General features: G+C 67.3%; 10 protein-coding genes. 5 read left to right on the top strand and 5 right to left on the bottom strand.

Going from position 1 to position 11,761, the window contains the following annotated elements; translation table 11 throughout:
* The first annotated feature begins 2 nt into the window (after positions 1–2).
* From bioB to QT382_RS10595, 3 genes are read left to right on the top strand one after another with little or no spacing between them, the layout of a single operon-like run.
* Positions 3–1,109 (top strand): biotin synthase BioB, encoded by a 1,107-nt coding sequence (bioB, locus tag QT382_RS10605; protein WP_289254002.1) that lies wholly within the window; start codon positions 3–5, stop codon positions 1,107–1,109.
* A 39-nt stretch (positions 1,110–1,148) separates the two neighbouring features.
* Entirely contained in the window at positions 1,149–3,143 is a 1,995-nt protein-coding gene (locus QT382_RS10600; protein WP_289254001.1) for an acetyl/propionyl/methylcrotonyl-CoA carboxylase subunit alpha, read from the top strand.
* Position 3,144: 1 nt separating this feature from the next.
* Entirely contained in the window at positions 3,145–4,056 is a 912-nt protein-coding gene (locus QT382_RS10595) for a hydroxymethylglutaryl-CoA lyase (protein ID WP_289254000.1), read from the top strand.
* Between the two features lie 15 nt (positions 4,057–4,071).
* Here the strand turns inward: QT382_RS10595 and QT382_RS10590 are convergent, their stop codons facing one another.
* Positions 4,072–4,515, bottom strand: a complete 444-nt coding sequence (locus tag QT382_RS10590) for a VOC family protein (protein ID WP_289253999.1) — start codon at positions 4,513–4,515, stop codon at positions 4,072–4,074.
* 76 nt (positions 4,516–4,591) lie between these two features.
* Here QT382_RS10590 and QT382_RS10585 point away from each other — a divergent pair, with 76 nt between their 5' ends.
* Complete coding sequence (locus tag QT382_RS10585; protein ID WP_289253998.1) at positions 4,592–4,993, top strand: PPC domain-containing DNA-binding protein; 402 nt, start codon at positions 4,592–4,594, stop codon at positions 4,991–4,993.
* On the top strand, positions 4,990–5,556 hold the full coding sequence (locus QT382_RS10580) for a tRNA-uridine aminocarboxypropyltransferase (RefSeq protein ID WP_289253997.1): 567 nt from the start codon (positions 4,990–4,992) through the stop codon (positions 5,554–5,556). Before QT382_RS10585 ends, QT382_RS10580 begins: the two co-directional genes overlap by 4 nt.
* 13 nt (positions 5,557–5,569) lie before the next feature.
* Here the strand turns inward: QT382_RS10580 and QT382_RS10575 are convergent, their stop codons facing one another.
* From QT382_RS10575 to QT382_RS10560, 4 genes are all read right to left on the bottom strand, one after another.
* Positions 5,570–6,787: a hypothetical protein gene (locus tag QT382_RS10575; protein ID WP_289253996.1), complete on the bottom strand. Its 1,218-nt coding sequence runs from the start codon at positions 6,785–6,787 to the stop codon at positions 5,570–5,572.
* A 60-nt stretch (positions 6,788–6,847) separates the two neighbouring features.
* The gene (locus QT382_RS10570) at positions 6,848–7,417 is read right to left on the bottom strand and encodes a hypothetical protein (RefSeq protein ID WP_289253995.1); all 570 of its coding nucleotides are present in this window, start codon (positions 7,415–7,417) and stop codon (positions 6,848–6,850) included.
* Positions 7,414–7,995, bottom strand: a complete 582-nt coding sequence (locus tag QT382_RS10565) for an RNA polymerase sigma factor (protein WP_289253994.1) — start codon at positions 7,993–7,995, stop codon at positions 7,414–7,416. Before QT382_RS10565 ends, QT382_RS10570 begins: the two co-directional genes overlap by 4 nt.
* A 139-nt stretch (positions 7,996–8,134) precedes the next feature.
* A complete protein-coding gene (locus QT382_RS10560; RefSeq protein ID WP_289253993.1) occupies positions 8,135–11,575 on the bottom strand; it encodes a TonB-dependent receptor in 3,441 nt (1,146 codons plus the stop codon).
* Between the last annotated feature and the right edge of the window lie 186 nt (positions 11,576–11,761).

Raw genomic sequence — 11,761 nt, 5'->3', positions numbered from 1 at the left:
CCATGAAGCAGACCCAAAACCAGATCCAGTCGTTGACGCCGACCCGCGACGAGGACCGTCGCAACAGCAAGCCCTGGACCGTCAATGAAGTGGCCGAGCTGTTCGAGCTGCCCTTCATGGACCTGCTGTTCCGCGCCCAGCAGGTGCACCGCGAGCATTTCGATGCCAATGCGGTCCAGCTGTCCACCCTGCTGTCGATCAAGACCGGCGGCTGCGAGGAGGACTGCAAGTACTGCCCGCAGTCGGCCCATTTCGACACCGGCCTCAAGGCCGAGAAGCTCTTGCCGCTGGACGAGGTGATGGAAGCCGCCAAGGCCGCCAAGGCCAATGGCGCGACCCGCTTCTGCATGGGCGCCGCCTGGCGCGCCCCCAAGGAGCGCCATATCGAGCAGATCGGCGAGATGATTTCCAGCGTCAAGGCCCTGGGCCTGGAGACCTGTCTGACCGCCGGCATGCTGGCCGACGGCCAGGCCGAGCAGCTGCAGCAGGCGGGCCTGGACTACTACAACCACAACCTCGACACCGCGCCCGAGTTCTACGGCCAGATCATCACCACCCGCACCTACCAGGACCGCCTGGACACGCTGGACCGGGTGCGCGGCGTGGGCCTCAAGGTCTGCTCCGGCGGCATCGTGGGCATGGGCGAGACCCGCCGCCAGCGCGCCGGCCTGGTGGTGCAGCTGGCCAACCTGGATCCCTATCCGGAGTCGGTGCCGATCAACAACCTGGTCCAGGTCGAAGGCACGCCGCTGGCCGGAACGGCCCAGCTCGATCCGTTCGAGTTCGTGCGCACCATTGCCGTGGCCCGCATCTGCATGCCGCGCGCCATGGTCCGCCTGTCGGCCGGCCGCGAGGAGATGCCCGAGGCCATGCAGGCCCTCTGCTTCATGGCCGGTGCCAATTCCATGTTCTATGGCGACAAGCTCTTGACCACCAGCAACCCGCAGGCCGAGAAGGACCGCGCCCTGCTGAGCCGGCTGGGCATGCACTGCGCTACCGAGGCCGAGCTCTCGCACGGCGAGTCGGGCAGCAAGGAAGCCAAGATCATGCTGATGGCCAAGCCGGCCGCCGACGAGCAGCCGCCGGCGCGTCCCTGCCAGACGCACTGACGAATCCAGACGCCCAGCACAAGACGGAGACAGACGGCCATGTTCAAGAAGATCCTGATCGCCAACCGCGGCGAAATCGCCTGCCGCGTGGCAGCCACCGCGCGCCGCCTCGGCGTCAAGACCGTGGCCGTCTACTCCGAAGCCGATGCCCGGGCCAGGCATGTGCAGGCCTGCGACGAAGGCGTGCTGATCGGCGGTCCGGCGCCGAAGGACTCCTACCTTCAGTGGCAGCGCATCATCGATGCCGCCTGCGCCACCGGCGCCGAGGCCATCCACCCCGGCTATGGCTTTCTGAGCGAGAACGAGGACTTCGCCCAGGCCTGCGCGAATGCCGGCCTGGTCTTCATAGGTCCGCCGTCGTCGGCGATCCGCGCGATGGGCCTGAAGGCCGAGTCCAAGCGGCTGATGGAGCAGGCCGGCGTGCCCCTGGTGCCGGGCTATCACGGCGCCGACCAGAACCCCGAGCTGCTGAAGAGCGAGGCGGATCGCATCGGCTATCCGGTGCTGATCAAGGCCAGCGCCGGTGGTGGCGGCAAGGGCATGCGCGCGGTCTATGCGGCGGATGAATTTGAAGCTGCACTGGCCTCCTGCAAGCGCGAGGCGATCAACAGCTTCGGCGACGATGCCGTGCTGATCGAGCGCTATGTGCAGAAGCCGCGCCACATCGAGATCCAGGTCTTCGGCGACAGCCACGGCGACTGCGTCTTCCTGTTCGAGCGCGACTGCTCGGTGCAGCGCCGCCACCAGAAGGTGCTGGAGGAAGCGCCGGCCCCGGGCATGACCGAGGCCCGCCGCCGCGAGATGGGCGAGGCCGCCGTGGCCGCGGCCAAGGCCGTGGGCTATGTGGGCGCCGGCACGGTGGAGTTCATCTGCGAGCAGGATGGCCGCTTCTATTTCATGGAAATGAACACGCGCCTGCAGGTCGAGCATCCGGTGACCGAGGCGATCACCGGCCAGGACCTGGTCGAGTGGCAGCTGCGCGTGGCTGGCGGCGAGCCGCTGCCGCTCAAGCAATCCGAGCTGCGCATGAACGGCCACGCCATTGAGGCCCGCATCTGCGCCGAGAACCCCGAGGCCGGTTTTCTTCCTGCCACCGGGCGCCTCGACGTGGCTCGCTGGCCTTCGCATGTGAGCTTCGAGCGCGGCACCGTGCGGCTGGATGCCGGCGTGGGCGAGGGCGACGAGATCAGCCCCTACTACGACTCCATGGTCGCCAAGCTGATCGTCTGGGGCGAGGACCGCGAGCAGGCCCTGGCCCGGCTCGATGCCGCGCTGCGCGACACCCACATCGTGGGCCTGCAGACCAACGTAGCCTTCCTGCGCCGCTGCGCCGCGACCAAGTCGTTTGCCGGTGCCGACCTGGACACCGCGCTGATCGAGCGTGAGAAGGCCGCGCTGTTCGGCCAGCCCGGTCTGCCGCTTGATGTGGCGGCTGCCGCTGTCGTGGCCCATACGCTGGCCGTCGAAGCCACGCAGCAGAGCGACGATCCCTGGAGCCGCCGCGACGGCTGGCGCATCTTCGGTTCGGCCGTGCGCCGCTTCGAGCTGGACTTCAATGGCGAGCACCACCGCGTGCTGCTGTCGCGCCACCACCAGGGCGGCATGCAGCTCACGGTGGCCGGCGAGGAGATTCCGTTCGCGGTCAACTCGGCCAGCCAGGAAGCCCATGAGCTGCTGCTGGGCGAGGGCCTGAACCTGCGCCGCATCGCGGTGAAGACCTATGCCCGCGGCGAGCGCGTCACCGTGTTCGCGCCGCAGGGCTCGGCCGAGCTGACCGAGTTCGACGTGATCGCCCATGCCGGCGAGGGGGCTTCCGAGGGCGGCCGCCTGAGCGCGCCCATGCCGGGCAAGATGGTGTCCTTCCTGGTCGCTGCCGGCGACAAGGTCACCAAGGGCCAGGCCCTGGCCGTGATGGAGGCGATGAAGATGGAACACCAGATCCATGCGCCGCGCGACGGCGTGGTGGCCGAGATCCTTTACTCGGTCGGTGACCAGGTGACGGACGGCGCGGAACTTATCCGCCTGGAGGCTTGAGATGTCCGCGTTGCCCACTCAAGTCACCCTCGTCGACGTCGGCCCCCGCGACGGCCTGCAGAACGAAAAGCAGCCGGTCGCCACCGAGCACAAGGCCCAGCTGGTCGAGATGCTGCAGCAGGCCGGCCTGCGCAACATCGAGGTCACCAGCTTTGTCAGCCCCAAGTGGGTGCCGCAGATGGGCGACAACGAGGCGGTGATGGCGGCGATCACGCGCCATCCCGGCGTGCGCTACAGCGTGCTGACGCCGAACATGAAGGGCCTGGAGGCCGCCTTGCCGACCAAGCCGGCCGAGATCGTGGTCTTCGGCGCGGCCTCCGAGGCCTTCAGCCAGAAGAACATCAACTGCAGCGTGGCCGAGAGCATCGAGCGCTTCGCGCCCGTGGTCGCCGCCGCCCATGCGGCCGGGCTCAAGGTGCGCGGGGCGCTGTCCTGCGCCGTGGGCTGCCCTTACGAGGGTGACATCCATCCCGACAAGGTGGAGCGCGTGGTCCAGCTGATGAAGGACATTGGCGTGGACCACATGGGCGTGGCCGACACCATTGGCGTGGGCACGCCGCGGCGCATCCAGGCGGCGATGGAGCGGGCCTTGAAGCACTATCCGCTGCACGAGGTCAGCGGCCATTTCCACGACACCTACGGCCAGGCCCTGTCCAACATCTACGCCTGCCTGGAGATGGGCATCCACCATTTCGATGCCAGCGTGGCCGGCCTGGGTGGCTGCCCTTACGCCAAGGGCGCCACCGGCAATGTGGCGACCGAAGACGTGGTCTTCATGCTGAACGGACTCGGCATAGACACCGGCATCGACATAGACAAGCTGGTCGATGCCGGCGCCTTCATCTCCAATGTGCTGGGCCGCCCGCCGGTCTCGCGTGTGGGCCGCGCCCTGCTGGCCAAGCGGGCCAGCTGAGTCCGCATCAATCCATCAGCCGCGGATGCGCTGCGAGAACCACCACAGGTGGCCATCGCAGTCGAGCGCGCCGTAGCTGCGGTCGGCCCAGTATTCCGGGCCGTAGTCGCACAGCACCGGCTCGGCCGTGATGGTGGCGCCGCAGCTGCGGGCGCGTTCGCAATGGGCGTCGACGTCGTCCACATAGAGCATCACGCTCTGCGTGTTGGCGCCGCCCAAGACCTTGGGGCTGTGCAGCGGCGTCCCGAAGCGGGCGGCACGCTCGGCGCCGCCCTCCGACACCATGATCACCGCCTCGCCATAGGTGAGTTCGCTGTGCAGCACCGAGCCGTCCTCGGCATCGACCTTGATGCGCAGCTCGAAACCAAAGGCCTCCATCAGCCAGGCGATGGCCTCGTTGGCGTTCTCGTAGAACAGCGAGCTGGACAGGCGCGGCCAGTCGGCGGGCGTGGGCTTCATCGCGGATCTCCGGCAAGGGTCGGGCTCGCAGAATAGGTGGGACCCGGCGGCCGCACAAGCCGCTAGCATAGTCCTCATGAACGACAGCCTGGAACCCTTGAGACTGCCGCCCGGCACCGACCTGCGCGCGGCGCTGGAAGCGCTGGCCCGCGAGCGCGGCGCCGGCTTCGTCGTGGCTGGCCTGGGCAGCCTGAAGCCGACGCGGCTGCGCCTGGCCGGGGCGGAGCTGGTGATGGAGCTGGAAGGCGATGTGGAGCTGCTGAGCCTGACTGGCTCGCTCACCCGCGAGGGAGCTCATCTGCACGCCAGCATTTCCGACGTCAACGGCCAGGTCTATGGTGGCCATCTGATGGCCGGCAGCCGGGTCCGCACCACGGCCGAGCTGCTGGTCGCGTGGCTGCCCGGTTGGGAGCTTCGCCGCGAGCTGGACGCCGCGACTGGCTATGCCGAACTGCAGGTGCGTCGGCGCGAACCATGAGCCGTCCGCTGTGCCCGCGCTGCGAGCGGCCGCTCGCCGCCTGTCTGTGCGCCTGGGTCAGGTCGGTGAGCAATCGGGTCGAGGTCCTGCTGCTCCAGCATCCGGACGAGCAGGGGGAAGCCAAGGGCACGGCCGCGCTGCTGCGGCTCAGCCTCTCGAATTGCGTGCTGAAAGTCGGCGAACGCTTTGATCCGAGCGAACTCGACGACGGCCGCCAGAGCTGGCTGCTCTACCCGGGCGCTGACGCGGGTGCTGCCTTGCCGCTGCCGGAACGGATGCGGCTGATCGTGCTGGACGGCAGCTGGCGCAAGAGCCGCAAGCTGATTCACCTGAATCCCTGGCTGACTGCCTTGCCGCGGCTTTCGCTGGCCGATGCGCCGGCCAGCCGCTATGCCTCGCTGCGCCGGGCCGATGCAGCCGGACAGTTGTCGACGCTGGAAGCGACGACGCTGGCCCTGATGCAGCTGGAGCAAGGCAATGCAGCCCCGTACCAGGGGCTGCTTGAGGCGATGGACGGCTTCGTGGCGCAGCAGCTGGCCTTCAGGCCAACAGCCGCGCACTAGGCCTGCCCGCTTCTTACCCCTTGCTCGCCGCCGGGGCCTTCATGCGGGGCTTTTCGTAGTCGGCTGGCACCTTGAACAGGTTGGCATCCGGCTCGCCGCGCTTGATGTTGTGCAGCTTGTAGTTGACCTCGCCGGAACGCGGATCGAAGTCGCGCGAGCTGACGGTCAGCATCAGGTCGGGCGAGGTCCAGACCTCGCGCGTGGTCACCATGGGCTTTTCGTTACCCATCTTGCCGGCCTCGACGGTCCAGGTGGTTTTCTCGCCGTTGGCCTTGACACCCTCGACGTCCTTGGTACCCAGCGAGCTGGCCACGCCGGGGCCGCGGGGGGCCAGGTTCAGGGCGCGCAGCTGCACCATGGGAGGCACCGGTGGGACCGGAGCGACCATGGGCGTTCCCGGCACGCCGGGCACCGGCGGCACCGTGGTGATGGTCTGGCCGTCGCCGGTGCGGATCACGCGGACCTCGACGTCGCGGCGGGTGCGGCCCTTGTCGTCGGTGCTCTCGGTGCGGCTGATCACGGCCGGGGTCGGTGGTGCGGGCTGGGCGGCCTCGGGAGCCTTGGGCAGCTCGGCGCGCGGCGCGCCCGGTTCGCCGATGCGCTTGGTGATCTCGCGCACCCGCTCCTGCACCTTGTCGCCTATGCCCTGCCAGCTGGCGCCGTCGCCGAAGTTGAAATTGAAGTCGCGGTTGATGGCGATGCGCAGGTTGCGGGCCGTCTTGGCCTCGGGGTCCAGCACCCAGTGCTCCTTGGCGACCGGGTCGTTCAGGAAGATGCTGCGCTTGCCATTGCGCTCGACTTCCTGGCGGGTGCGGCCTTCGCCGTCGCGGCACAGCTTGCTGGTCTGCTTGCGGTAGATGCGGTTGCCATCGGCGAGCGGCTGGATGGTCTCGTGCGTGGCCTCGGCACAGTAGGGCGCGCCCTTGACCACGCGCTCGCCGCCCAGCTCATGGGCCGCGAAGGCCATGTCCTCGGCGATGAAGCGGGCATGGGCTTCGCCGGCCTGGGCCAGCATCACGGCGTGCTGCTCCTTGGCCTTGGCGTACCGCTCCGTGGCTTCGGCGTGCTGGGCCTTGGCCTGGGCATGCAGGTCCTGGACCTGGATGCGGACCTGCTGCTCCTTGGCCTGTTCGGCGCCGTCTTGGGCGACCCAGGTCTGGGCCTGGGCGGCGGTGGTGGCCAGGCCGGCCAGCAGGCAGGCGGCGGCGATGCGGTGGTTGCGGTGCTTCATGGTGTACCTCGGTGAGAAAGAGAGGAAGCGGTGGGGAAGTCGGGTGGAAGAGGGCGGGATTCAGCGAACGAAGCGCACGGCCAGCAGGTCGCCGGATGGATGCATCAGCAGCTCGGCCTTGACGCGCTCGCCGGCCTGGCTGGGGTCGTAGGGCAGGCCCATCAGGGCCAGGCGGTCGCGCGGCAATTCGGTGCTGACCAGCCAGGCGCGGGCCTGGCCGGTCTCCTGCAGATAGCTGGCCCATCGGTCGGGCGGCACCAGGGGTACGAAGTCGGTGGCGTAGGCGGTCTGGTCGGCCGAAGGCGGGGGTTCCAGCAGCAGCAGGGCGCTGGCAGCCACCAGCAGGAGGCCGCAGGCGCCGGCGCCCGACCAGGCCAGCGGTGCGGCCCAGCTGGCGCGCTTGCCGCCAGCAGCTGCCGGCTCACGGCTGAACAAGCGACGCCACCAGGGCTGGCGGGCGGCCTTGGGTCGGCATTGCAGCGACAGCTGCATGGCATGGCGGGCGGCGGCGTCGCGGGCCGGCGTGACCTGTTCGGTGCCAAGTTCGGTCGCGCAGTCTTCCAGCCAGGCCGACAAGGGACGCAGGCTCTGCGACGGGGGATGCGTGGGGAAGGGGCTACTGCTGCTCATCGCTGCTCTCCACGGCCGGCGTTCAGGAATTCGGCCAGCCGAAGGCGCGCCCGGTGCAGCCGGGTGCGCAAGGTGTTGATTTCAATGCCGGCGATCAGGGCGGCTTCGACATAGGGGCGGTGCTGCAGGTCCACCAGGACCAGGGCCTCGCGTTGCGGCCAGGGCAGGCGGCGTATCGCGGCCCAGATCTCGGCCTGGTCCTGGGCCCGCACCAGCAGTTCCTCGGGCGAGGGATGGAGTTCGTCGGACGAGAGCTCCTGCTCGGGGTCGGGCGCACCCGGTTCGCGCCAGCGCTGCATCAGCGCATGGCGGGCAATGCCGGCCAGGTAGGCGCCCAGCGTGCCGCGTAGCGGATCGAAGCCCTGGGGCCGGGCAGCGAGGCTGACGAAGGCGTCCTGCATCGCGTCGGCCGCCCAGGCCGGGTTGCCGCTCAGGGCCAGCGCATAGCGGTAGACCGAGGCCGACTCGCGGCGGTAGAGCTGGTCCAGCGCCTCGGATTCGCCACGGCCCAGCCGGCGCAACAGGGCGACGGTTTCGCTGCTTGCCTCGCTGGCGGCGGCCGGACTGACGAAGGGCATCATCGGATCAGGGGTTCGGGTCGTGCTGACTCTAGCTATTGCGGGCAGGGGCTCAAAAAGTTCCTCAGGGTTTCTGCGGGGGCAAAAAAAAAGCCCCGGCCTAGGCCGGGGCTCATGGAGAGAGGCTTGGGAAGAACGATCAGAACTCGTACTTGACCGTGGCCTGCACCGCCCATTGCGACTCGCCCTTGACTTGCTTCAGGGTCACGTCGTCGATGTTGGTGTTGACCTGGTAGATGTACTTGCCGGCGGCGTTCAGGCCGACGTAGTTCACGAAGGTGCGCTTGTTGCCACCGGCCGAGGCGAAGGCCACTTCGTTGATGCGGCCCCAGCGCGGGTTGATCAGGTTGCCCACGTTCAGGATGTCGAACGAGAACGAACCCTTGTGCTTCTCGGTGAAGCCCGGGATCTGCTGGCTGATGCGCAGGTCGAAGCTGTTGGCCCACGGCGAGATGCTGCCGAAGCGCTTCACGACACCACCCTTGGAGTCACGCAGTTCCTTGTAGGAATTGACGATGTTCCAGAAGTTGGTTTCGTTGACCTTGCTGGCCGCCGTGTCGCCCAGGAACTCGACGTCTCCCGAACCGAAGGCGGTCGGGATGTACATCAGGTCGTTGACGACGCCGTCGCCGTTCATGTCGTTGCGATAGGTCCAGCTGTAGGGCTTGCCCTTGCGGCCTTCGTAGAACAGGCCCACCGTGGTCTTGTAGTTGCCGATGAAGGCCTTGGACCAGTTGACCGCGGCGCTGATGCGATCCTTGATCAGGGCTGCCGAGTTGGCGGCCGTGTCTTCGTTCGGGTTGAAAATGGCGCGGGCGTTGAAGTTGGAGTTCGAGACCGACGAGGTCAGCGGGCTCACTTCGGTGGCGGAAGAGCGGCTGTAGGCCACGCTCCAGCCGAAGCCCTGGCGAGCCGGTTGCGACAGCGATAGCGTCAGCGAGTTGCCCGAGCCCTTCTTCGACTCGGCCGCCAGCAGCACGTTGTTGAACGCCGGGTTGCTGAGTGCGCGGGTGCGGGTCTGGCCGGTCGGCGTGGCGCAGGCGCCCGAGGTGACCGTGCCGCCGGTGGCGGTGTAGCAGGCCGGGTTGTAGCCTTCCGGACGGAAGAACATCTCGCGGCCATCCGGACCGATCTTGGTGGCAGCGCCCAGGTTCAGGTGCTTGTAGTAGATGCCCGAATCAGTCTTGGTGTACAGCCATTCAGCCGACCATTCCAGGCCACCCCAAGGCAGCTGACCGTCATAGGCCAGGTTCAGCTTCCAGACCGAAGGCTGGCTCATGCCGGGCTGGACGAAGTCCACGTTGGCCGCCGGCTGGGTACCGGCGAAGCTGGTGACCTGCTTGGTCGGATCCGGGTTGAACAGGCCGCCGGTGCTGGCGCAGGTGCCGAAGCCCGAGATGCCGCAACCGATGACCTGGGTGGCCAGGCCGGTGTTGGAGTAGGGGTTGGACAGCCAGACGTTGGCAGCCGCACCCTGGAACAGACCGAAACCGCCGCGCACCTGGGCCTTGGCGTCCTTCTTGTCGTTCAGCAGGTAGTTGAAGCCGAAGCGCGGCTGGACCAGGTTGGCGCCATCGACGTTGGCCGAGTTGTCCAGACCGAAGCCGCCGCTGTTGCGGACGACCGTGGTGCCGTTGACCGAGCCGGCCACGGTGGCGGCGGCGGCGGCGGCGTTGCGGGCCGGCTTGTCGTTGGTGGACAGCTGGTCCACGCGGACGCCGGCCGTCACGGTCAGGCGGTCGTTGACGGTCCAGGTGTCCTGCAGGAACAGGCCGGTCTGGGCCAGGGCCCACTTGGCGATGCCGTCATCCAGCGTGCCGCCGGGCACCGGGGTCTGTACCTGGTACGAGGACGCACGGCCGATGTTGAAGTTCTCCAGCACGGCGGCTTCGATCTGGGCGGCCGTGGCCGTGCCGCAGTTGATCGCGCCGAAGCTGTAGGTGTAGGTCGCGCTGCTGTTCTGGCAGCTGAAGGTGTAGTTGCCCTTGGTGTTCTGGAAGAAGGCGTTGAACACCTTGTTCTTGGCGTAGTCCGCGCCGAACTTCAGCTCGTGGTCGTCGATGACCCAGTTGGCGCCGAAGTAGGCATCCTGGGTCTTGGTGTCCAGGATGTTGTAGTGACGGCTCAGCTCGGTACCGAAGTTGACGAAGCGGCTGCCGGTATTGACGCCGGCGGGCGAACCGGCCGGTGCCGGACCCGTGAACTGCAGGGCCATGGCCGGCAGGTTCGCGTGGTTCTTGGGCTCGCTGTGGTAGTCGCGGTTCGAGATCTTCAGCTCGGTCGAGAAGTTGGGCGTCCAGTCCGAGAAGATCTGGCCGACAACGGTGTCGATCTTCTTCTCTTGCTCCCACCACCACGAGGTCAGGTTGATGGCCGTGGCGCTGAAGCTGCCGAAGTTGGTCTCGCTCTGCTCGGTGCGGGCGAAGCGGACGTTGGCGCGGTGCTTGTCGCTGATGTTCCAGTCCAGCTTGACCAGCGAGTCCTTGACGTTCAGGACGCTGGGGCCGTTGGCATCACCGACCTCCATGTTGTACTTGCTCTTGGCAATGCTCTTGAGCGAGTCAAGCGAGGACTGCGAGATGGCGACGTTGGTCAGCGGGCTGCCGACCGGGCCGAACTCGGGCTGGGCGCGGGTGCTCTTCAGCTCTTCGTAGCTGGCGAAGAAGAACAGCTTGTCCTTGACGATGGGGCCACCCAGGGTGAAGCCCTTGGTGTCTTCCTTGAAGGGCAGGAAGTTGAAGTAGCTGTCATTGGCGCGGTTGAAGCGCGAGCCCACCAGCTTGTCGTTGCGGTAGACGTAGTAGACGCTGCCCTTGAGCTCGTTCGTGCCCGACTTGGTGACGGCGTTGATGTTGGCGCCGGTGTAACCCTTCTGGGTCACGTCGTAGTTCGAGATGTTGACCTGCACCGACTGGATCGCATCGATCGAGATCGGCTGCTTGGCCGTCGGCATGTTGTTGGCTTCCAGGCCGAAGGTGTCATTGATGGTGACGCCGTCGATGGTGACCGAGTTGTAGCGGACGTTCTGGCCGGCGGCCGAGATCTCGCCGCGCTCCTTGTCGGTCTGCGACAGGCGCGGATCGGTACGGGCGTAATCCTGGAGGTTCCGGGCGACCGAGGCGTAGGCGTCGAGCTCGTTGCGGCCGATGCTGGTGCCGGCACCCATGGTGCCGCTGTTGAACTTGCTGGCGGCCGAGGCGCTGCCGGTGATGGTCACCGTCTGCAGCTGCTGCGAGCCCAGGCGCACGTCCAGGTTCAGGTTTTCGGCCAGGGCCAGGAAGATGCCGTTGCGGGCTTCCTTGTCGGCACCCTTGGCAACCGTGATGTCGTAGGGGCCGCCGACGCGCAGGCCGCGAGCCGAGTAACGACCTTCGGCATCGGTGGTCAGCGTGTTGGTCGAACCCGACTCGCGGTGGACGATGGTCACGGTGGCAGCGGCCACCGGCTTGCCATCAGGCGAGGTGATGCGGCCGTTGACGGCGGCGGTCGTGTTCTGCGCGAACGCCGGGGCGGCGGTCACGATGGCCACTGCGGCGCCCAGCGCCGACAGCGAGAAGCCGGTCCAATTCCTGTCACTCATCTGTCTTACTCCTGAAAAGATGCCAACGAATCCGGGAGGGTTCAACGTCAAAAAAATGTAGCACCCGAGGGGGTCGCAAACGTTTTGCTCCTCATTTGCGCCACGCCAGAGAAAGTACGGCTTGAAATGTCCTTGCCTTTGTGACTGGCCCATGCCCACCTGGGTGGGCGCCACAGACATGCCTGA

The sequence above is a fragment of the Pelomonas sp. SE-A7 genome (assembly GCF_030345705.1).
Classification (GTDB): Bacteria; Pseudomonadota; Gammaproteobacteria; order Burkholderiales; family Burkholderiaceae_C; genus JAUASW01.
Note: the sequence above shows the minus strand (reverse complement) of the source record. Positions and strands in the feature narration are given on the sequence as shown.

Excerpts from the sequence above, each read along its gene's own strand:
- bioB (WP_289254002.1), top strand. The coding sequence starts at position 3 with ATGAAGCAGACCCAAAACCAGATCCAGTCGTTGACGCCGACCCGCGAC.
- QT382_RS10600 (WP_289254001.1), top strand. The coding sequence starts at position 1,149 with ATGTTCAAGAAGATCCTGATCGCCAACCGCGGCGAAATCGCCTGCCGC.
- QT382_RS10595 (WP_289254000.1), top strand. The coding sequence starts at position 3,145 with ATGTCCGCGTTGCCCACTCAAGTCACCCTCGTCGACGTCGGCCCCCGC.
- QT382_RS10590 (WP_289253999.1), bottom strand. The coding sequence starts at position 4,515 with ATGAAGCCCACGCCCGCCGACTGGCCGCGCCTGTCCAGCTCGCTGTTC.
- QT382_RS10585 (WP_289253998.1), top strand. The coding sequence starts at position 4,592 with ATGAACGACAGCCTGGAACCCTTGAGACTGCCGCCCGGCACCGACCTG.
- QT382_RS10580 (WP_289253997.1), top strand. The coding sequence starts at position 4,990 with ATGAGCCGTCCGCTGTGCCCGCGCTGCGAGCGGCCGCTCGCCGCCTGT.
- QT382_RS10575 (WP_289253996.1), bottom strand. The coding sequence starts at position 6,787 with ATGAAGCACCGCAACCACCGCATCGCCGCCGCCTGCCTGCTGGCCGGC.
- QT382_RS10570 (WP_289253995.1), bottom strand. The coding sequence starts at position 7,417 with ATGAGCAGCAGTAGCCCCTTCCCCACGCATCCCCCGTCGCAGAGCCTG.
- QT382_RS10565 (WP_289253994.1), bottom strand. The coding sequence starts at position 7,995 with ATGCCCTTCGTCAGTCCGGCCGCCGCCAGCGAGGCAAGCAGCGAAACC.
- QT382_RS10560 (WP_289253993.1), bottom strand. The coding sequence starts at position 11,575 with ATGAGTGACAGGAATTGGACCGGCTTCTCGCTGTCGGCGCTGGGCGCC.